This is a genomic window from Roseofilum halophilum BLCC-M91, assembly GCF_030068445.1.
GTDB classification, from domain to species: Bacteria; Cyanobacteriota; Cyanobacteriia; order Cyanobacteriales; family Desertifilaceae; genus Roseofilum; species Roseofilum halophilum.
The window spans coordinates 1-21,732 of the sequence record NZ_JAQPOK010000081.1 but is presented as its reverse complement, the minus strand read 5'-3'; the positions used below and the strand labels follow the sequence as shown (position 1 = coordinate 21,732).

Genomic DNA, 21,732 nt, shown 5'->3' with positions numbered 1-21,732 from the left:
GATCTTAAGGAAATCAGGGATGGGAGTGTGTCCATTGTCGTTGGCTCTCGTAAACAATGAGGGCAGCAGCGATCGCCACATTCAATGATTCTACACCCTTAGCGATGGGAATGCTCACCTGGCGATCGGCTAACTCCAAGAGTTCTGAGGATAGCCCCGCCCCCTCATTGCCCAATAACACCCAAGTCGGTTGTGTCCAGTTGACTTCCCAGTAGGTTTGGGGTGCGTCCGCAGTCGTGGCAATAATCTGCATCTGTTCTTGACGGCATTGGGCGATAAACTCCGGTAAACTCGGTTGCATCGCCATCGGAACCTGAAACCAAGCGCCCGCAGAAGCCCGCAGGACTTTGGGATGGTCTAAATCAACACTATCTTGGCTGAGGGCGATCGCCTCTAATCCTACCGCCGCACCCGTGCGAGCGATCGTGCCCAAATTCCCCGGATCTTGCAGAGTTTCTAGAATTAGCCCTAGTCGGTTGAGTCGTGGCGAGAGGGGTTTGGGGGAGTCCCGTTTTAGGGTAGCAATTACGCCATCAGGATTCACCGTAGTAGCTATGGACCTTAAAACCTCCGCGCTCACCTGCTCCACCCGTTGACAGCACCCTTGCAGTTGCTCCCCTAACCGGGGATTTTTCGCCAACCATTCCGGGGTATACGCGGCACTGTCTAAAGCTGCATTCACTTGACAAGCAGCTTCCACCAAATGGGTTCCTTCTAATAAACATAATTGGGCTTGTTTGCGCCCTTTAGGTTGATGCAACTTTCGCAGGTGTTTCACCCAAGGATTTTGCAGACTGGTTAACATTAGGAATGCGAGCCTCTTGCTCGCTAGAGAAAGGAATGCGAGCATCTTGCTCGCTAGAGAAAGGAAGCGAGCCTCTTGCTCGCTAGAGAAAAGAATGCGAACATCTTGCTCGCTAGAGAAAGGAAGCGAGCAAGATGCTCGCACTACATCTATAGCCTCATTTTAGCTGTGTCACGGCACTACAGTAAAATGGCTGTCAATTTTAAATACTCTAAGATAAATACTTGTTTACTGGTTTTGGATTGGTACACATACAGAATACGATCGCGATATTTTCAACTCACTCCGATTGAATTAATCGAGCATAAACACTATCTTCATCCTGTTTCATTTCCTCATGAGTTCCACGTTGTACTACTTTTCCTTGTTCTAAAACAATAATCTCATCACAATCGCGAATCGTACTCAAGCGGTGAGCTACAATCAAACAGGTGCAACCTCGGCGACGCAAATTTTGGTCGATAATTTTCTCCGTTTCTGCATCTAACGCACTGGTCGCTTCATCCATCACTAAAAGGGAGGGATCGTTGACTAAAGCACGGGCAATTTCTAAACGCTGGCGCTGGCCTCCACTTAAATTTCCTGCGCCTTCCAATAAACTCCCGTCGAGTCCTCCAGGAATGGCTAAAACGGCATCCAAAATTTTGGCATCTTCACAAGCTCGAATTAATTGGGAATTGGGAATGGTACTATCCCAAAGGGTGAGATTATCTCGGACTGTACCACCAAATAAGAAAATATCTTGTTCCACCATGGATAGAGAATTGGTTAATACTTCTCTGGGAATATCGCCTCTGGGAATACTGTCTAACAGAATTTCACCTGACCAAGGTTCATAGAGTCCAGCCACTAATTTAGCAACAGTTGATTTTCCTGAACCACTGCCTCCGACTAGGGCAACGCGCTGTCCGGGTTGGAGTTTTAAACTCAAATCTTCGACTAATGGGGGATTAACTTTTGCATAGCCAAAGGTTAAATTTTGCAGTTCTAGATATCCTTGTAGTTTGTAGGAAGTATGGGCATAAACTTGAAGAGCCTTCTGATTTTTGTTCTCTTGGGCAACTTGGGCATCGACTTCGTTATCGAGGACATCATCTAAACGGTTAATATCGCCTTCTAATTCTTGCAGGGTAGAACCAAATTGAACCAGGGTGCTAACGGGTTGTTGAAAGCTGGTCATTAAGCTTTGAAATGCGACTAACATCCCGATACTTAATTCGCCTCTCATAACTCGAAAGCCACCGACAACCAGCAAAAATAAGGTGGTTAAAGAGGTGACAAGAGAAGGGAGAATTCCTAATATTTGATCGGGAACGCCTAATGTTTGTTGGGCATTGGTGGTTTTGGCGTAATATCCACTCCAACGGGCAAAAAAGTCGGATTCTAGGGCCGCAGATTTGAGGGTTTCGATACTTTGCAAGGCAGCAATACTGACACCGGCTAGTTTACCTTCATCTTGCGTTAAGCGGCTGTGGGTATCTTTGCGTCGCCGTGCTACCCACTGCAAAACTATGACATTTACGGCGGAAAAGAAGATGCCAATGAGGGTGAGTACCCAGTCATAGGCGAGCATAACTACCGCGTAAAAGACGACAACCATGGCATCAATGACGGTTTTCGCTAACTCACCAGAGAGAATATTGGCGACTTTGGTATTCAAGTTGACGCGATCGCCGATTTCACCGGCAAACCTTTGTGCATAAAATCTCTGGGGTAATCGTAAAACATGCCACAGGAAATTACCGGACATGGTGACCGAAAGCTTAATCTGCAAATGTCTGAGATACCGAAATTGTAGTAGGGAGAGCATTCCTTGGACGATCGCCGTTAAAATCATCCCCAAAATCAGCGGCCGCAGCCATTCCATGCGGTTTTCCACCAGAATATTATCCACAAAGACTTGACTAAAAACGGCGACGGCTAACCCAGGAATCACGAGCAGAAGACCTGCTAAAATGCAGTATAAAATCGCTCCCAAAGAACCATTGAGGCGGTTATATAAAGCAGCAACCATGCTGGGTTTTCGCCCCCCTTTTTTGAAGTCCGGCCCCGGTTCCATGATCAAGACAATCCCCGTATAGGCGCGATCGAATTCCTCAAACGAGATTTTCCTTGGCCCATCCATGGGATCGTTTAAATACACTTCATCTTTAACAAATCCTTCAACAACCAGGAAGTGATTAAAATTCCAAAACACAATGAAAGGAGGCTTCACATCTTTAAGCTTCATGGGATCTTTCTTAAATCCCTTCGCTTGCATTCCATAGGTTCTAGCTGCTTTAACTACATTCGCAGCATTACTGCCATCACGAGAAACCCCACAAGTAATTCGCAGTTCGGGTAAAGGAACAATCCGGCCGTAGTAACTTAAAATAATACTTAAAGAAGCCGCTCCACATTCAACCCCTTCCATTTGCAGCACGGTCGGCGTTTTCACCCGCTTATAGGTTTTCTCTTTCTTTTCTTTTTCCTGAGTTGCTTGGGTCATAATCGGTAATATGAATATTTAGAAACTGACTAGGAAAAATTGGAAATCATGGTATTTAATGACATAGTGTAACTGATTTTCCGGATTTGAGATCATTTAATACACTCCTGTCCATTCCCGTAAAATGGGTAAGACGAAAGTAATCGGCGATCGCTCCTCTACCCTCACTCTAGCCGTTGCCGTCGTTCCTGGAGTAATGTCCAGGTTTGGCCCTTGGGAAGAAGACCATTGATAGCCACTAAAGTTATCCTCATTTTCTTGTAATTCTGCCCTGATTTCTATCACGCCACCACTAGACATTAATCCCTTAACTACATCTGAATTACCCACAATGGTGGTTGCTCCCGCTTCGGTGACGGCAAAATCGGAAACGGATGTAATTGTGCCGACAATTCCACCATAACGCTGTTGTTTAACAATATCTGGCGTGATTTGAATCGGCATTCCGGGTTTGATTTTTTTACCATCTTTAAGCGCAAAGTAAGTAATGCCAATCATATTGCCCTCTGCTCCCCTCATATTCATTGCGCCCAAGCGAGTTCCTGTTGATACCACTTGCCCAGTTGTCACGGTCGTTTCTAGAATACAACCTGAGTTAGGGCTGAGAATTTCACTCTTTTCAGCAATCTGTTGTTCGAGTTGAATAATCTCCCGCGCTACTTCCTGAATTTGATTGCGTTTGGTATTGAGTTGTTCAAGGTTTTCTTGCTCTAAACGCTTTTCTCTAGTTTCTAATTCTTGCAGTTCGGTGGCAAGTTTTCCCACTTCATTGATATTATCTAGATACCGCTTTTCTGCTTCCGTTTCTTGAACTTCTAGTCCTTTGATTTGGGCTTGTAGATTGCTCACTTGACTGAGATTATCTACAGATTGTCGTCTAGCATCGGCTTCTTGAACATCGAGATTTTTCAGTTGGGCTTCGAGTTCGGAAATACTTTCTAAAGCTCCGATATAGGCTTGTTTAGCGTCTAATACGGAATCTTCTTCGATCGCCCCTTCGATGACTAATTCTTGACGCTTTTGCAGTCTGTCTTCTAAAACGGGAGCGAGTTCTCTGGCATTATCGAGGCGCTGTTGCACGCTCTGACGTTGTTCCTCGATCGCCTCTAACACTGTATCTTTGAGGATGGGGCTGAGGTTTTGCGTATTGGCTAACTGTTCCTGCAAGCTCTCTCGCTGCTGGGCAATGGAGTCTAAACCGCGCTCTTTGAGCAGGGGAGTAACGGCTTGGGTATCGCTCAGGCGCTGTTGAATACTGGCTCTAGAAGCGGCGATCTCCTCTCGCTCTCGGCTATTTTTTTGATTGAGGATCAGAGCCGTTTGGTTATATTGCTCTTCTAATTCTGCTTTTTTCGTTTGTGCTAATGCCAGTTTATTTCGTAGTTCTGAGGGGTTAATGGTGGCTAAAAGAGTATTTTTCTCGACACATTCGCCTGGTTCGACATGCAAGGATTCAAGTTGTCCAGAAATGGGAGATTGGAAATCAACAATGCGGCGAGGATCGATGAGAATTCCTTTACCTTGAACGGTAATGGGGATGCGTCCGAACACACTCCAAACTAACCCAATAAAGACTAAACTTCCCAAAACTGTTAAAGGTAGCCAGTCTTTGGGACTCACTACTTGCATGAGCTGATCGAGTCGTTCTGGAGAGGAAAGTTGATCTAAAGATTCTTGGCGAAAAATACTCGATTTTGAATCTTTTTCTTGACTAGGCATAACAATTCATAATTAACAATTAACAATTAATAATTTTTATAATAGATGCACCCATCATTTATGATTACCTAACGCAGTTGCCGAATCATCCAATCAAAGCGGGTTCCGGCGATCGCTGTTCCGTCAATGACATCGAGATCGAGTTCATCTTCAGCTTCAATATCTTCGGATAAGAGGTCAGTTTGCTCGCTCTCTAGGGTAGCAAACCCTCGACGGAAGAGGCGATCGCGCCATCTATTCGAGAGTACAATGGCGATCGCCCGATAAAACCGAGCTGCAAACCCGCGATCCTGTTCTAGTTTAGCCGCTAGTTTCGGTTGATCGATCGCCAGTACCCAAGATTTTTCCGCCGCTTTTACCGTTGCTGAAGCCATTCCCGTTTCTACAAAGGACATCTCTCCTAGGATTTCCCCCTTAAAGGAATTGGCGACTTGTTTCTCGCGGTTGCGTCCATTATCGGATAAGGAAATATAGATACCGAGGTTGCCTTCGAGAAGAATATACACCGCAGGTACGGGCTTTCCCTGTTCAATCAGAGTCGTTCCGGGGGTGACTTTTTGCGATGTGCCATTGGCGATCGCCCAGGAAATGTCGCGATCGGTTAAAATCGAAAACACCAACAAAACTTTGCGTAAAGGCTGACTTGCGGCTGTGGCTTCTGTGTGAGTTAATAAATTGGAGAGTCCCCGCAACTGACCGGAGAGCTTTAAAGCTAACAAATGATAAAATCGAGCCGCAAAATCTCCATCACTGTCCAACTTTCGCGCTAACTTTTGTTTAGAAATCGACAGCACTTTCGAGGGTTCAACCACTTTAATCGTTGCTGAAGGGGGATGATTGTCTAAAAAAGACATTTCTCCCATCATTTCTCCCTCATGGAGTTGTTTCAGTTCTTGTTCCGCTTGCTGTTCTCCAGATACGGTAACCGCTAACGTTCCAGATAAGGACAAATAGATCGATTCAACAGAAGAACCTTGTTGAATCAGAACCGTTCCGGGTTGACAGTCCTCTGAGGCTGATTGGGACACGATCCAATCAATATCCTGGGATTTGAGGACTTCAAAATAAGGAAATTGGGCGATGGTTTGTTTCATAGTTTTAAGGCAAAAGGGGGGAAAAGGCAAGAGGCAAAAGGGGGAAAAGGCAAGAGGGAGGGTTAGGGATTTATAGCGATTTTCTCTTCTATGAGGTACAGCTTGAAGCCTTAGATCCTAAGCTATCCAAGCTATTGCCTCTTGCCTTTTGACTTTTGCCTTCCTAAATCATGCCATTTGTCTAGCCATCAATTGCGCGAACAAACCGGGTTGTGCGGCGAGTTCGTTAAAGGTTCCTTGTTGCACCACAAAACCCGATTCAATCACATAGATGCGATCGGCATTGACAATGGTACTCAGACGGTGAGCAATCACAATCCGAGTGACATCGAGACTATCTAAACTTTGACTGACAATGGCTTGGGTGCGGTTATCTAAGGCACTGGTAGCTTCATCAAAAATGAGAATTTTGGGATTTAAAACTAGGGAACGAGCAATCAGTAATCGTTGGCGTTGTCCTCCGGAAAGATTACCGCCACCCTCAGAAATTACGGTATGCATTCCCATGGGCATTTTTTCCACATCTTCGGCAAATCCGGCCATTTGTGCGGCTTCCCAAACTTCATCCATGGTGACTAATGCACCACTAGAAATATTCTCGAAAATTGAACCGGTATTAATGCGTCCTCCTTGCAAAACGACTCCCAATTGTCGGCGAATAGCAGAAATGTCTAAACCGCTTAAATCTTGACCGTCATAATATACGGTTCCGTCTTCTGGGGTTTCAAATCCTAGAAGTAAACGAATCGTGGTAGATTTGCCACTTCCGGAAGGCCCCACCAGGGCAATAAATTCTCCGGCTTTGGCTTCGATGGTGACTTCGTTGAGAATCAGAGGGCCATCTTCTCGGTAACGGAAGGTGACGCGGTCGAGTTTTACATCGCCGTTGAGTTTTCCCGGATCTGCTTTGGAAAGATCGACTTCTGGAATGGCTTGTAAAATGGGTTGGGTTCGTTCCCAGAGAACGGAAACTTCTAGAACTTGAATCAGAGTATCGCTGAGGCTTGTGAGACCGGTAATCAAAATGGTAAAGGCGGCATTAAAGGCTAGAAATTTTCCGGTTGAGAGTCCAGGTTGACCTTGGGCTTGGGCGGTGTTAATTAGTTGAAAGGCTACGGTAAAGATGATAATTGAACTAACTGTGGGTAAGAGGGTATTAAAGAGGTTTATGGCATCTTCAACGCCCTCGGTACTAAGGGTTAACATCAGTTGTTCTCTATATTTTTTTGTCCAGTAGGCAAAGCCCCGCTTTTCTGCTCCGGCAATTTTGAGTTTGGAAACACCACCAATGAGTTGGACGGTTAATCCAAAGATTTCTCCTTGAATTTGTTGCAAAGGTTGCATTTTTTTGCGGGTGATGTTGCTGACGATGAGGGTGACGATAATGTTGGCGATCGCGATCGCCGCAGCCGCTAGGGTGAGGGGTACGCTATACAACAGCATCAAGCCCAAATTCAGCAGGGAAAATACGCCCGTAAAGAGCGATCGCATCACATTCGCCGTCAGCAGTTGTCGCATCTGATCGAAGGCGGTGGCTCGATCCATTAAGTCCCCAGTCGCATACTGGCGAAAGAAAGACATCCGCAGCTTCAGCAACCGATCCCAGAGCGCCGCTTGGTTGGCGAAGTTGAATAGGGCTTGGGTTCGCAGAATGGCAAACCCCTGGGCTAACTCGAAAATGGCTTTACCAAAACTAGCCGCTAAGAGAGCAAGTCCAATTTGCCAAACTAGGCTGCGGTTGGCATCGGGAATGGCTTGATCCATCAGGATACCAGTGGCTTGGGGAACCACCATTCCCACTAAGGAGGCGAGAATGCCCATCAGCACGATGGTGATTACATCTAGACTTAAACCGCGTAGGGAAAATCTCAACAGTTCCAGGAAGTTGAGATGTTTATCGGGGAACGGTCGATAAAAGGTGTAGGCGACGGGATCGAGTTGGAAGGCAAGAGCGCGAGTGATGGGAGTGCGGGTTTCGGCAACGGGATCGAAGAGGTCGTAACCCCCCCGTTTTCCAGGGAGGAGTGCCACGGGATGTTGGTTTTCTTGGGTATAGGCGAGGATAGCGCCACAGTCTTTTTCCCACCAGCGATCGCTCAATAAGACGCGACGAATGCGAATACCGGAGGCGCGGGCGATGGCATCTAGGGGGTTTTTTGTCCGCTCCGTATTTTCTGAGTGTGCCGGGGGGCGAATTTCCAGTCCTATGGCTCTTCCCACTGCCCCCGCAGCCACCAACAGAGGGGTTCCTTCTTGCAGAAATTCGGCTTGTTTGGGTTTGAGGATGGAAACGAGATCGCCGATACTACTGCGTTGAGTGTTTTGATTGAGGCGTTGGCGCTCTTGAAATTGGGTGAGCTTATCCGCTAGTTCTTCCTGTTCGAGTTGGTCTAAGCTATGGAGAAAATCTTGGTGCAGTTGGTCGAGATAGGACGCAAGTGCGGCGGTTGATTCGAGCTTTTCTAGAGTGGGTGGGGTAAAGGCACTGTGGGTGTTTGTGAAGGGGGAGTTGAGGCGAGATCTCCACTGTTCTAAGTGCCCTTGAAGAGAGGGGGCGCGATCGCCATTTCCTTGTCCTTGCTGGAGAAAATCCTTCAGACTCCATGAACTTAGGGCGGTTTCTTCAATGGCGATCGCCACCAATTGATAAGGCACTTGACCTACATCCGCTAGACCCCATAGAACCTCATTAGCTGTCACGCTAAACAGGTAACGACGCGCTCCTTGTGCCACGCCATCTACCACACCGACAGCAAAAACTACCATTGCACCTGACTCGATCCGCCAAACCTTATTAGGGTCATTTAAAAGAAGCGGTTCATTGCCTCGAATCAGGGTTTGAGTAGTTGAGTTTTGATTCATTGTTAATTAAAAACCATGAGTCATTTTCTCAATTTCCCTAATTCGCTTTTGGGAGAATATTAAGGAAATTGATTGACTGTATTGTATTGAGTCCCTGTTTCTCCGTCAAACCTAAAATTAACAAGGTTTATATCTTTAAGTATTAAGATACAAACCTTGTATTAGATTTACAATTGATTCAGCGATCTAGCCCTTCTCGAATAGATAAAGTACATCCTTAGCTGCCCTCTACCATGGGAGAGAGAAGCTGAGGGCCATACAACTACCAAACTCTAGAAACAGATCTCCAAGCACGACGGGCCCAGCCACCACCGGCTGCTGCTTCTAATTCCGCATCATCCAGCTCTTGATCGTCTGCGGAACTCAAACTATCAATGAAGGTTACCAGCTCGCTAACAGTTAAGTCCCCTTCACCTAATTCTACCGATCCTTTAAGGATAGTGACAACCACTTGTTCATTAGTCTCACAACCTTCCATTTTCTTAGACCACTCGGATGATTCCGCGATCTTCTTAGACAGTGACTCAATTGACATTGTACAAAACCTCCATTTATAAAATTGCTGTGGTTTTGCTCGCAATCATAACTAGATTCCTTATGAATTGACAAGAGTATTTATTTTTTTTAATATTTTATTTATGTTTCTTAAGAAAATGTTAATATTTGTAGAATTAGGGTGCTTGTGTCAGTTACTCTAGGTGAGTATTTACTATCGTTTACTTTTTCTTAAACTTAATACCAAATCAGCACAGAATATACCTTAAAGAAGACTTTCACGAAAATAACTAAAGAGTTTTAAAGTGATGATTCCCACAATTATCTTTGAAGACCGCAAAGAATCTTGTATCCTATGGAACTATGCTATACATAAACAATTTATCTCTGAAGAAGGCAACACTCTCCTTCACATCAATCGGTATATAAATAATCACCCCAATTTAGCAGCATTGTATGATATTCATTCCCATGAAATATCTATCGCTCATTTCCTTGTGCCCACGATCCATCGAGGCTTGTTTAAGGAGGTTTATTGGCTATATCCCCATGAAGAAATGCTCTCTCAATCCCTGTGGGTTTGTACTTATACCTCTCAAAATAGAGAAATCCTCACCTACAAAACCTTCCACAAGGAAGAAATAGATTCCCAGACATTTTTGCAATGGCTGATCAAACCGAAATATAAACTTCAAGAATTTCAGACTCTAACCACAAAAGATACATTCACAGAGCAACCCGGTGTAGTGTTGGATATTGTCTCAGATTACTTCAGTCCCCATCCAAATGGTGCTAATCCAGAAGACAAGCTAAAGAAAATAGATGAATTGGTTGATTTCTTAACTCATAATCAGATTGATCCCAAACTGATTTGTATTCGTCGCTCCCAAATCAGTAGCTTTGGGGGAGACGATCGATGGCCATGGATTGAAGAAAATCTCGTAGAAAGTCTGAGCAAAATTTATCCCCTGCAACGGCTCTCGTTAGATGAAATTTGGGAAAACACCCAGTTGAGAACAGCTTACCAGAACCAGAAGCAAAAAATAGTCAGTTCCATGCAGCTCTTGGAATCTAAGGCTCAATCCTCCACAGGCTCTTCTTCCGTCTCTCTCACAGAAATCAAGGTAGAGTCTGGCAGAATAAGAGTCTATGATAACTTAATTCCTCACGCCTTGTTAACAGAAATCTATAACTACTATCAATCCGGCTTGCGTTGGGAATTTAAAAACTACGGAGATGACAACGACCTATTGACTTCTTTTTGGGCTACAGAAGAATTTCCAGACAGTATCGATCGACTCAGAGAATTAGTTACCGAACAACTCGACTATAAACCAGACGATCCCAGAGTTATTGTCAATGGCCATGTTTTTGGACTAGGAGATAGTATTCATCGAGATTCAGAAAATTTAGAGAATCCAGGACAGACAGCAGTTTGTTATGTAAATCCCATGTGGAGAGCAGATTGGGATGGAGAAACCAAGTTTTATAGCCATCGTGATTTGAGTCAGGCCGATCTGATCTATAGTTGTCTCCCCAAACCAGGACGAGTGATTATTTTTGATAATACTATCCCCCATCGGGGTTGCGCTCCCAGTCGTTTATGTAATAAACTACGGGTTACAGTCGCTTACCAATTTCCACCGCCTAATCTCAATAAATAAGCGTTAATTAAAATTAATAATGATTCCAGTTTTCACCTTTGAAGAACACAACGAAGCCTTCTTTGTCTGGCATTATGCGATCGATCAAAACTTAATGCCAAAATCGGATAATATTCTGTTTCACGTAGACGAACATTCAGACTTTAATTATCCGAGTTTTAGGGAGTCCCTAAGTAATCTGAACACCCATAATCTGTCAGAGGTTTATCAGTTTACTTACAATCAGCTCAATATCGCCAACTTTATTGTGCCAGCGCTCTATCAGGGAGTATTTAAAGAAGAATATTGGCTCAGGCATCCCTCGCCTAAATTATCGACAAAGAAGCGGACTTATAAAATATACTTCCCCAATGAAGAACAGGATATTTTAGTCGCCAAACCCTTGAAACCTGAAGAAACGGGACTGAAAAATATTATCAAATTCTTAGGAGATCCATCTTGTAAACTGGCCAAAATTCAACATTTGACAGTGGCAGATGAGTTTCCAGAAGATCAAAAGGTAGTCTTAGATATTGATTTAGATTACTTTTCTTGCAATGAGCAAGTGTTTGAAGGCCAAGGAATCCTAGAAATCACCCAAGAACAGTATGAATCCTTAATCCAAGATCGATATCACTTCTTAAGAATTTTTTATGGCAGCCGTTTTTCTATTAAAGTGGAAGAGAATCGATATTATATTCAATTTCATGATTATCCCTTCACCGATGAGTCTTTTGATCGACAACTGAAAGTTTCAGAAGACACAATTATCCATCGGATTGAACAGTTAATTGACTTTTTGCTATCCCACAAAGTTGAGATCCAGATAATTTGTATCTGTCGATCGCGAATTAGTGGGTATACTCCTGACGATCAATGTCAATTCATTGAAAAGACCTTACTGGAGAAACTGACTGAAGTCTATGAGATTAACCCTATGAGTATTGATAAAGTGTTGCAAGAGCAAGGTTTAAATCCATTGCTAGGCGCTGTATAATCGTGATGTAAGTTTAAATAATTCTTCTTAATTGTTTATTGATATAACCATGTCAGCAAATTTAGATAGCGTATCAGCTTTAAAAAAACTGATTAAAAGCAAACAAGACAATCGCCAAAAGCTTTATGAGCCGGTTCAAGTTGTTGAATCGATTTCAATAGAGAACTTTATTGAAAACTATGAACAAAAAGAGATTCCGGTGATGATCAAAAACTTTCCGTTGGGTTGGAAGGCGTTTGAAAAATGGGATCGGAACTTCATTACTGAGAAATTGGGCATAGCCAACTATAAGAAATATTTAGCCAATTTCCCTCAATTGTCTTTTGCCAATGGAAAAACCAGTTATCTTCGGGATATTCCCATTGAAGAAAATCGGTTTTTAGAGGAAGATTATTCTATCCCCCCTTTCTTTGCACAAGCCTCATATCAACCTTACAAATATCGATGGATTTTTCTCGGCCCACCTTCTTCAATGACGGAAGCTCATATCGATGTTGAAGATTGTCATGCGTGGAATGTGAGCATTTATGGTTCAAAATACTGGTGGTTTTTTCCAGATAAAGATCGCGTCCTTGCGGGAATAGCAGAGCCTGGAGATATTGTTTTTACACCCGGAGGAATGTATCATGGTGTTGTGAATTTACAGGAATGTTTATCTGTGACTCACGATTATCAACGATAGCGTGTTTAAAACAAGAAACTTGAGAGTAAAACCAGAGTAAACAGCTATGAAAATTGCAGTTATTGGTGGTGGAACGGCGGGTTTTGTTGCGGCTGCACACTTGAGTAAATATTTTCCGACGTTTGATTTATACCACATTTACGATCCGAATATTCCTATTATTGGGGTTGGGGAAGGAACGACTGCTATTTTTCGGGACTGGTTACAAGAGGTTACGGGTTTAAGCGACTTAGAGTTAGTCGAGCAATGTTTTATGACTCGTAAGTATGGCATTAAGTTTGAGAATTGGGGGAGGCAAAATCAAACGTTTTTTCATCACTTTTGTCCCCTGCGAGAGGAGTATGCTTATCACCTTTCTTCTGAGGAAATTGTGAAGTTGCTGGGGAAGTATGTGTCGGCAACCTCCATTCATAAGAAAGTCATTGCCCTGGAGAGCGATGGGATGGTGGCTAAGATTGAGTTGAGCGATCGCACTCACTTAGACGTAGACTTCGTTATTGATGCACGAGGACTCCCGAAAACTCTAGGGGATGAGCATATCAAGGTGAATATTATCCCCACCAATGCGGCTCTTGTGCGCCAATGTCCAGCTATTCCTGGCGGTATTGTTGACCTTCAAATCAATGGTCATCAGTTGGAATACAACTCAGCCACCAGAGCGATCGCCCGTCCCCATGGTTGGATTTTCATGATTCCTCTCACTCACCGCACCTCCTACGGTTACATCTATAACCATCTAATTACCCCTATTGAGGACATAAAAGAGGACTTCGATCGTTTTCTAGAGAGCGAAGGCGTAACGTCCGTTGCTAAAGAACGCCAGCTCAAATTCCCCAACTTTACCTGTCGTTCATTTTTTGATGGTGCAGTGTTCCGCATTGGCAATACTGCGTCATTTTTAGAACCTCTCGAAGCCACAGCGATCGTCTGGATCTTAATTTTTATGCGATCGCTATCCGTTTGGCCTCTACGTCAGTTAGTTCTCAAGCACCAGAAACCCAAACTTAAGCCAGACAATTTACAACGCTTTAATCAAATTCTCTTCAATCATCTCATGCGAACCTCCCTATTTATCGGTTGGCACTATTCCATGGGATCGAGATTTGAGAGCGAATTTTGGAAATTTGCCCAATCCAACTACCAAACAGAGCTAAAGAAATTTGACAATGCCCAACTCCTAGATGAATTTGAGCAGTTTTGTCAACTCGGTAAAAACCTCCCCCACCCCTTGACCCAACATCAAGAATTTGTCGTCGCTGCTTCCCAGCAATGTGAAGATCAAGACATAAACTTTAGCATGTTTACAACTTCTGGTTTTGCAGAAATGGGTTATGGAATTGGCTACTTTTAGCCCGTAGGTTGGTTCTTACTACCAATTGACTGATATGACTATTTCTTCCAGCGTTAATTCACTCAACGCAATCAATAAACGCCCTTGTCCGGCTGGAGTTGATAACGCTTCAACATGATTGAGATGAAACCGTTCTAGATTTTCTGCCGCATCTTTCACCAAAGACTGCAACACCTTAAACGCACCCTCAGAAAGGGCAGGATTGCCGCGATAATTTTCCAAACGTCCCCCCACTCTATAGTCGGGAAAATTTTCTAATCCCAAGAATCGTAAAAACCAATCTGCGCGATACTTGCCACCCGTTCCGGCAACAATCCCTTGATAGTCTGCCATCAGTTCATCCATCAAATTATTTCGCATTGCTCCCAACAACCTGCGGGTAAAATAATGGGTGCATTCATGAGCCAACCGAATCTGACGTGAAACCTGCAACCATTCGGCTTCTGTCATTCCCATGTCTGCCCCACTCACCCCACTATATCCCCCGGAACTCAGGACAATAAACCGGTCTTGATACAGGTGTTTTTGAGGAGTCAGACGTTTAAACTCAAGTTTCCATTGCATTTCTGTAACCGGTTGATTTTGTTCAGCTTCCCAGGCTTGACGATAGGCACGAATTCGATCCCAATTATTATATCCAGCAATCATGATTGCTCCCATGGAATCAGGAATGGGTTGGGGTTCATTGCGCTTGGTTAAGGCTTGGATAATTGAGACAAAATCTAGGCGACATCCAACCCTTAAAACGGGAATTTTTCCGGCTAAATTTTCATAAAGTTGTAATTTTAAGTTCTCTGGTTCCTGCAAAACTAATCCAGTCGCTTCTGGCATGTCAGCCGTTGCTTTTCCTTTGCGAGTTGCAGCACGATAATTCTCCATTTTGCTAATGCCAGATTGAATGGGGAATTGCCACTGAATGAGTTTATCTTTTAGGATAGGAAATACGCCATTTTTTTCAGATTCACTCAGATAAGTTTCCCAAGTGAGAATATGAGATTCCGGTTCTAAGGGAAACGTAAGAACGTTATTGAGTTGACTATGGTCAAAAATATTTTGATTATAGCTCAGAAGTTCTTCCACTTCTGAAGGGGTTGCTCCGTAGGATTTGAGAATTTCAGTCCGAAGTTGAATCGACATAAAATTAGGGTTGATGTAAAAATATAGCGTTTCAACAGTTGCCCCTCATTCCCCAGCCCCTTCTCCCGCAGGAGAAGGGGAGAAAGTCCCTCTCCCACGGGAGAGGGATATAGGGAGAGGGCAAAATATTATTATCAATGTTGCCATTGACTATAGGGATGGTTGGCTAAATAAGAATTAAAATAACGGTAATCTTCGGACACTTCTTCACCTACCCATTCGGGTAATTCGATTTCTTGATTGGCATCGGTGAGTTCTACTTCTGCTAAGATTAAGCCTTGATTGTCTCCAGCAAATTCATCGATTTCCCAAACCATACCGCCCCAGGTTAGGGTATGGCGAATTTTATCGATTTGGGGGCGATCGCACAAATACTCTAGCATTTCCTGGGCATCCTCTAGGGGGATGGGATATTCATATTCTCGGCGACGAATGCCAGAAGACCCAGGAGCTAAGGTTTTCAGGGTTAAGTAGCCCCGATCGCCAGCAATTCGCACGCGCACAGTAGCATGATTTTCAGTGCGAATATAGCCTTGCCGGTAGTGGGTTGCTTTCCCTAAACCTCGCCAGCTTTCTCCGTTGATTAGAAATTTGCGTTCAATTTCAATGGCCATAATATTAAGGGATTCAAAAAAAAGGAAAAACCGGATTTTCCCTATTGCCTATTGTCTATTGCCTTTTGCCTTCCCCCAGTTTAGCACGGGGCGTTATAATCAACGCCGTACACTATAGAAAGTAAGTCAAAACCGATTATGTTTAAAAACTGGACTTCCGATGATTGGATTAATCATATTGCCTTTACGGTAACGGTGGCGATTTTGGTGTGGTCGTTTCTCTAGACGGCTAAGAATTCCTGAATCACATCTTTACTCAGTTCTTCCGTCGGCCCGGAGGCTACGATGCCACCTTTTTGCATGGCGTAATACCAGTCGGCTTGACGGACAAAGTGCAGATGCTGTTCAACCAGGAGTACAGATATACCAGTCGTTTCAATAATTTTACGCACGGCTGCTTCGATTTCCAGGATAATGGAGGGTTGAATGCCTTCGGTGGGTTCATCGAGAACGAGGAGTTGGGGACGGCCCATGAGAGCGCGGGCGATCGCCAGTTGCTGTTGTTGTCCTCCACTCAAGTCCCCTCCCATGCGCCATAACATGCTCTCCAGGACGGGGAATAGCTCGTAAATATAGGGGGGGATATCCTTATTTTTGCCTGCGCGTCCAGACTCCAAACCCAGGAGCAGGTTCTCTTTCACGGTGACTCTGGGGATGATTTCCCGACCTTGGGGCACATAGCCAATACCGAGTTTAGCCCGGCGATCGGGAGGAAGACCGACAATACTTTGCCCTTGTAAAACAATATGACCACTTCGTGGTTTTAACACCCCCATAATCGTTTTCAGCAGGGTCGTTTTCCCCACCCCATTACGGCCAATTAAACAGACCATTTGTCCCGGTCTTACTCCCAAGTCCACATTCCGCAGAATATGACTTTCTCCATAATAAACATTTAATTCAGATACCCTTAAAATGGGTTGAGAAGATGCTTCTTGATTCATGATTAATTTGTGCCTTCTAGATTGATAATGGAATATGGGTAATTCGATTTTTATATTCGTCAGGATCTCCTGCTTCTGCAATCAACACTAAATCCTCAATCACTTTGCCTATACTAAAATTTTTACGGAAGGTAAATATTCCTGGTATTTGATGACTATTCTCAAGATGATCTCTCAAATGAACAGGCATAGAGCGACGATTATTCGTAACTAAAATAAAATCATGCTCTTCACACCAGAGTAGAATTTCAGGATCTAGGGTTCCTTTCTCAGGAGCATTAGGATCTCCAACCATTAAAGCTTTTAATTCTGGTAAATAGTGTTTAAGCTGTTCTTGATAAAGATTCGGTAAGTTTTCATCAATCAAATATTGAATCATGATCTCCTAAGTGCCTGCTTTTCCTTAAGCTCAAGCAGCCGAATCACATGATCGGGGGGATTCTCAAGTTGCTGCCGTTCAGATTCTCGACAATAATTCAACCAATCGCTCATATATTGAGTTATATCTTCAGGATTATGCAAAAAGTACAGAATTGTAGCATAAATGTTTTCTAAGGGTAAGTGGGAGTAAAGTTTGTGAATATCTTCGGCGGTTTTGCGCTGATAAATGTATTCATACAAAATGGTTTCAATCCCGACTCTAGTGCCTTTAAGCCGAATATCATCTGGGGATAAAAAATCAAAATAGTCTTCTAACTGCATGATCTTTCCTCATTCTCGATTACTCTCAGTATAGCTAATTCATTTACTCATGGTCGTCTGCTTCTGATTCTCCCAGGTAAACTTCAATCACCCGTGGATCGTTTTGCACTGCTTCGATGGAACCTTCACAGAGTACGGAACCTTGGTGTAAAACGGTGACTTTACGGGCAATTTGGCGCACAAATTCCATATCATGCTCAATCACAATAATCGAATGACTTTCAGCTAAACTGAGGAGTAAATTTCCGGTTTGTTCCGTTTCTTCATCAGTTAATCCGGCAACGGGTTCATCGACTAATAAAAGATCGGGAGATTGGGCAACTAACATGCCAATTTCTAACCGTTGTTTTTCCCCATGGGATAGGAGAGCAGCTTGAATATCGCCTTTGAGAAAAAGTCCAGTGATCTCCAAGAGGTGATTGAGGCGCTGGCGATCGCTCCCTGGAGGACGACTGAAGAGCGTCGAAAGCACGTTCTTATTGGTATTACAGCTCAGTTCCAAGTTTTCCCTAGGAGTCAGATTCAGATAAACCCGTGGCGTTTGAAACTTGCGACCAATGCCCAAACGAGCGATTTGATGTTCCGCCAAACGACGAGTATTACGACCTTTGAAATGCACTTGTCCGGTTGTCGGTTGGGTTTTACCCGTAATCACATCCAAAAATGTCGTTTTTCCCGCTCCATTGGGGCCAATGATCACTCGCAGTTCCCCTGGTTCCATACTGAAAGTAAGCTGATTGAGGGCCCTAAAGCCATCAAAATCAACGGTTAAATTCTCAATCTCTAAAATCGCTTCACTCATAATTTCTCTTCAAATTCTTCCCGCTCTTGTTGCACTTCCGGGTCTTTTTCTAAACTGGGATAAGTAACGATAGTTTTCTTTCCCAAACGTGCCTGTATCCAATCCCAGCCATCAGTTCTCAACCATCCCACGACCCCATTGGGCAATACCATCACCACAATTAAGAATAATGCACCTTGGAAAAACAACCAAATTTCGGGAAATTGTTCGCTTAATCCACTGCGGGCAAAGTTCACTAAAAGCGCCCCTAAAATCGCACCCACTAAACTTGCTCGTCCTCCCACAGCCACCCAGATGACCATTTCAATCGAGAAGGCAATATCCATGGCTTTTGGGGAAATAATCCCAGTTTGCAGCGTAAATAATGCCCCAGCTAATCCGGCTAATCCAGCAGAAATAGCAAATACGAGAACTTTGTAGCCGGTGGGATTGTAACCAGAAAAACGGACGCGACTTTCATCATCTCGAATGGCAATGAGGAGGCGGCCAAAACGACCGCTAGTCAGCCAGCGACAGAGGGCATAGGTGAGGACTAAAAAGAGAATAGTAATGATATAAAAGCCGATTTGAGTTCTCGGTTCATTGACGGTAAAACCCAGGAGAGTTTTAAAGTCAGTCAGACCATTGGTTCCATTAATCAGTTTTTGTTGACCATTGAAGAAGTTGAAGAACACAATGGTTGAGGCTTGGGTGAGGATGGAAAAGTAAACGCCGCGAATCCGATTTCGGAAGACTAAATAACCGAGAAATCCCCCTAATAAAGCCGGAACTAGGACAACGGCTAAAACAGCGATGGGAAAGGGGCCAAAGGGTTGCCAAAACCAGGGCAGTTCGGTGACTCCATAGAGGGTCATAAATTCGGGCAGTTGAATACTGGATTCGGGGGGAATTTGCAGTTTGATATGCATGGCGATCGCATAACCCCCTAGGGCAAAAAATACACCATGACCCAAACTCAAGAGTCCAGTGAAGCCCCAAATGACATCAATACCGAGGGCTATAATGGCTAAGGCTAAAAACCGCCCCAACAGGTTTAACCGGAATGGAGACAGGATAAACGGCATGAGAATCATTAGGATTAGGGCAATAGCAATCACTAATCCGATTTCAATCCACAGATTTCGGCGACGCTTTTTTTGTTGAGCAATTCGACCGACTTCGAGAAGGGTTTCTGACATCTAAGGTTACTTCAGTTCGTCATATAAAACGGGTTTCATCTGTATAGGTTTTACCGCAGCATAGATGTTTAAAACTGTGTAGCTCGTTACTCCCAAGGCTCCCGTGTAATATCCTAGGCTATCTTGTCCTTTCCAAAATGTAAACTTAAAACCGAGACGGGCTTTGCGATCTGAGGATAAGGGGTTAAAAGCTAGAGCGATAACTTCCTGTTGTTTGCTATCAATGAGATGAGCGAGGAGATCGTCGAGGACGCTATGGGCTAATAGATCGGGGTAGAAGCGATCGCCGCTCATATAGGGATGAAAATCGGGAGCGTTGGGGTCAATTTTATCACCGTTTAATTTCAGTTCGCTTAAACTGACTTCCTTGGTGTGCAAATGGTAGCGATCGCCCTTACCAAGATAACTGAGTCGAATCCCATCGAGATTAAATTCAGGGATTTTTAGGTCTTGATGGGCATTGGATAAATCCATCACTAATACCCCTTGATGCCCAATGACTTCGGCTTCATCGTTTTGCACCACGAGAGCCGTATTTTCATCAATGCCAAATCCCAGTTTATAACCAATCGCTTGCATGATTACGAGCGATCGCCCCAACCGTCCCCGGACTAGAAAATGTTGATCGACAAAAAAATCCGGGCCAATAAAGCCTAAACCCCGGTTAATTTCTCTTCCCCAGTGAACCCCGAATTTCATCACATCTAAAATCTCAGGAGGATTGCGAAACATGGTGGTACTCATAATGGCTGCACCCGCACTGGTTCCGGCAACGACTCCCCCGCGACGATAAATATCCCAAATGGCATCGAGCATGGGGGTATTTTCCCCGGATTCTGTATACAAGGCTTGGGTAATATAGGATTGATCTCCGCCCGTGAAAAAAACCCCGTTACACCCTCGAACTTGGTCTAAAAGTTGGGGGTCATAAACCGCTTCTCGGTAATCGATGTCGCGATTTTTTACCGCTACCGGAATGGCGATCGCCTCCACACCCTGACCCCTTAACGCATCAACCGTATAATTTGTTTTTTGAGGATTCCGACTCGCCGTCGGAAAAACAGCAATTTTAGCCCCTTCTCCTCCTGATAATTCCACAATTCGCTTCCAGACTTCATGATTATTATACCGGAGCGCACCACCAATAATCACTAGCGATCCAGCCGGTTTGGAGACTTCAGACATTCGTTTACCCAGTCAGCTAACGGTCATCTTCTCGAAAATACGAATAGAGACCCCATTTTACCGGAAAAGGGGTTAATGACCGGGCGGGATTCCGGGCCAAAGTTAAGATTTATGACAATTTTCGCCGTTTTGCATAAAAATGACCCAATTTTTCCGAGATCTAGGTCGGAATTTTTAGGATAATAACTTTACAAAAACTTCATCAAAATCACGGACAACTTTACCGAATCTTTATATTACTCAAAAAAAATAGTGATACCTTTAAACTTATTCCTTTTGCTACCCGTCCAGGTGTGTTATGACTTGGTTTCATTTTCTTTTTAAACCCGTGTTTTCAGGTAATTCCGCCTCGGAAACCCATAAAACCTTCATATTAGAACCCATCCTTACCCCCTCCGGTATCGTTGATGCTCTGGATGATGGGATAGATTTTGATGGTGATGGACAAGAAAGTAGCGTAGAACATACGGAACTAGAGTTAGACAACGATCTCGATGATACAATTGAAGATCCCTCGGAAAATACAGTTAATGACGGCGATCCTTTACCAGAAATTCCGGATGAAGACATAGAAGAAATACCCTTTATTTACGCATCAGAGGAAGATCCAGACGGAGAAAGTGGGCAAGAATCCTTAGAAGCTACCAGAACAGAGGAGTATCCTACGATAAGTTCTGATTCAGAGATAGAAGGAGAGGGAGAAATTACAGACGAAGTTGAAGATCTGGCCTTAGTTTCCGATTCAGATAGCCAAGTCGATGGAGCGATCGCACAAAAATCAGTAGCATCAGGCACAGCAGAAGAGCTTCGTGCTTTAAGTTCCGACTCAGAGACAGAAGTCGATGGAGAAGCACCCGCTCAGTTATCGGCATTGGCAATACCCGAAGACATAGTGGCTCAACCCAAATTTGACTCCGGTTACTTCGTGGTGGGAGAAACCGGAGAGATAGAAATTGACTATCTCTTTGATGGCGGTAAATATAAAGGAGAATTGGGGATCTTTAGCTTAGGGGGAATGGACGAGTATGACCCCG

General features: G+C 44.0%; 18 protein-coding genes and 1 pseudogene. 5 read left to right on the top strand and 14 right to left on the bottom strand.

What is annotated here, in order from left to right:
- Positions 1-13: 13 nt before the first annotated feature.
- The 6 genes from PJF56_RS10265 to PJF56_RS10240 form a co-directional block, all read right to left on the bottom strand.
- Positions 14-805: a TrmH family RNA methyltransferase gene (locus PJF56_RS10265; protein WP_283762577.1), complete on the bottom strand. Its 792-nt coding sequence runs from the start codon at positions 803-805 to the stop codon at positions 14-16.
- A 280-nt stretch (positions 806-1,085) separates the two neighbouring features.
- Positions 1,086-3,293 (bottom strand): NHLP family bacteriocin export ABC transporter peptidase/permease/ATPase subunit, encoded by a 2,208-nt coding sequence (locus PJF56_RS10260; protein ID WP_283762576.1) that lies wholly within the window; start codon positions 3,291-3,293, stop codon positions 1,086-1,088.
- Positions 3,294-3,389: 96 nt separating this feature from the next.
- On the bottom strand, positions 3,390-5,012 hold the full coding sequence (locus PJF56_RS10255; protein WP_283762575.1) for an NHLP bacteriocin system secretion protein: 1,623 nt from the start codon (positions 5,010-5,012) through the stop codon (positions 3,390-3,392).
- Between the two features lie 68 nt (positions 5,013-5,080).
- Positions 5,081-6,106: a cyclic nucleotide-binding domain-containing protein gene (locus PJF56_RS10250; protein WP_283762574.1), complete on the bottom strand. Its 1,026-nt coding sequence runs from the start codon at positions 6,104-6,106 to the stop codon at positions 5,081-5,083.
- Positions 6,107-6,274: 168 nt separating this feature from the next.
- Positions 6,275-8,968, bottom strand: a complete 2,694-nt coding sequence (locus PJF56_RS10245) for an NHLP bacteriocin export ABC transporter permease/ATPase subunit (RefSeq protein WP_283762573.1) — start codon at positions 8,966-8,968, stop codon at positions 6,275-6,277.
- Positions 8,969-9,230: 262 nt separating this feature from the next.
- Complete coding sequence (locus PJF56_RS10240) at positions 9,231-9,503, bottom strand: hypothetical protein (protein WP_283762572.1); 273 nt, start codon at positions 9,501-9,503, stop codon at positions 9,231-9,233.
- Positions 9,504-9,771: 268 nt separating this feature from the next.
- On the opposite strand from PJF56_RS10240, the gene PJF56_RS10235 reads away from it, so the two are divergent.
- Genes PJF56_RS10235 through PJF56_RS10220 form a run of 4 tightly spaced genes read left to right on the top strand, consistent with a single transcriptional unit; the run spans position 9,772 to position 14,136 of the window.
- Positions 9,772-11,127 (top strand): 2OG-Fe(II) oxygenase, encoded by a 1,356-nt coding sequence (locus PJF56_RS10235; protein WP_283762600.1) that lies wholly within the window; start codon positions 9,772-9,774, stop codon positions 11,125-11,127.
- Between the two features lie 19 nt (positions 11,128-11,146).
- Complete coding sequence (locus PJF56_RS10230) at positions 11,147-12,103, top strand: peptide arginase family protein (RefSeq protein ID WP_283762571.1); 957 nt, start codon at positions 11,147-11,149, stop codon at positions 12,101-12,103.
- A gap of 49 nt (positions 12,104-12,152) precedes the next feature.
- The gene (locus PJF56_RS10225; protein WP_283762570.1) at positions 12,153-12,785 is read left to right on the top strand and encodes a cupin domain-containing protein; all 633 of its coding nucleotides are present in this window, start codon (positions 12,153-12,155) and stop codon (positions 12,783-12,785) included.
- A 46-nt stretch (positions 12,786-12,831) separates the two neighbouring features.
- The gene (locus PJF56_RS10220) at positions 12,832-14,136 is read left to right on the top strand and encodes a tryptophan 7-halogenase (protein ID WP_283762569.1); all 1,305 of its coding nucleotides are present in this window, start codon (positions 12,832-12,834) and stop codon (positions 14,134-14,136) included.
- 18 nt (positions 14,137-14,154) lie between these two features.
- Here PJF56_RS10220 and PJF56_RS10215 read toward each other — a convergent pair whose 3' ends face one another.
- The 8 genes from PJF56_RS10215 to PJF56_RS10180 form a co-directional block, all read right to left on the bottom strand.
- Positions 14,155-15,273 carry a DUF7005 family protein gene (locus PJF56_RS10215; protein WP_283762568.1) on the bottom strand — a complete coding sequence of 373 codons (1,119 nt, stop codon included), beginning with the start codon at positions 15,271-15,273 and terminating at the stop codon, positions 14,155-14,157.
- A gap of 134 nt (positions 15,274-15,407) precedes the next feature.
- A complete protein-coding gene (locus PJF56_RS10210) occupies positions 15,408-15,887 on the bottom strand; it encodes a CYTH domain-containing protein (RefSeq protein ID WP_283762567.1) in 480 nt (159 codons plus the stop codon).
- A gap of 221 nt (positions 15,888-16,108) precedes the next feature.
- Positions 16,109-16,831 (bottom strand): urea ABC transporter ATP-binding subunit UrtE, encoded by a 723-nt coding sequence (urtE, locus tag PJF56_RS10205; protein WP_283762566.1) that lies wholly within the window; start codon positions 16,829-16,831, stop codon positions 16,109-16,111.
- 16 nt (positions 16,832-16,847) lie between these two features.
- Positions 16,848-17,213, bottom strand: a complete 366-nt coding sequence (locus PJF56_RS10200) for a DUF5615 family PIN-like protein (protein WP_347179513.1) — start codon at positions 17,211-17,213, stop codon at positions 16,848-16,850.
- On the bottom strand, positions 17,207-17,533 hold the full coding sequence (locus tag PJF56_RS10195) for a DUF433 domain-containing protein (protein WP_283762564.1): 327 nt from the start codon (positions 17,531-17,533) through the stop codon (positions 17,207-17,209). Before PJF56_RS10195 ends, PJF56_RS10200 begins: the two co-directional genes overlap by 7 nt.
- 43 nt (positions 17,534-17,576) lie before the next feature.
- Positions 17,577-18,335, bottom strand: a complete 759-nt coding sequence (urtD, locus tag PJF56_RS10190) for an urea ABC transporter ATP-binding protein UrtD (protein WP_283762563.1) — start codon at positions 18,333-18,335, stop codon at positions 17,577-17,579.
- On the bottom strand, positions 18,332-19,513 hold the full coding sequence (gene urtC, locus PJF56_RS10185; protein WP_283762562.1) for an urea ABC transporter permease subunit UrtC: 1,182 nt from the start codon (positions 19,511-19,513) through the stop codon (positions 18,332-18,334). The genes urtD and urtC overlap by 4 nt, the downstream gene beginning before the upstream one ends.
- A gap of 6 nt (positions 19,514-19,519) precedes the next feature.
- Positions 19,520-20,698 (bottom strand): cyanophycinase, encoded by a 1,179-nt coding sequence (locus PJF56_RS10180; RefSeq protein WP_283762561.1) that lies wholly within the window; start codon positions 20,696-20,698, stop codon positions 19,520-19,522.
- A 298-nt stretch (positions 20,699-20,996) separates the two neighbouring features.
- On the opposite strand from PJF56_RS10180, the pseudogene PJF56_RS10175 reads away from it, so the two are divergent.
- Positions 20,997-21,732: pseudogene (locus PJF56_RS10175) on the top strand (hypothetical protein); the annotation flags it as partial.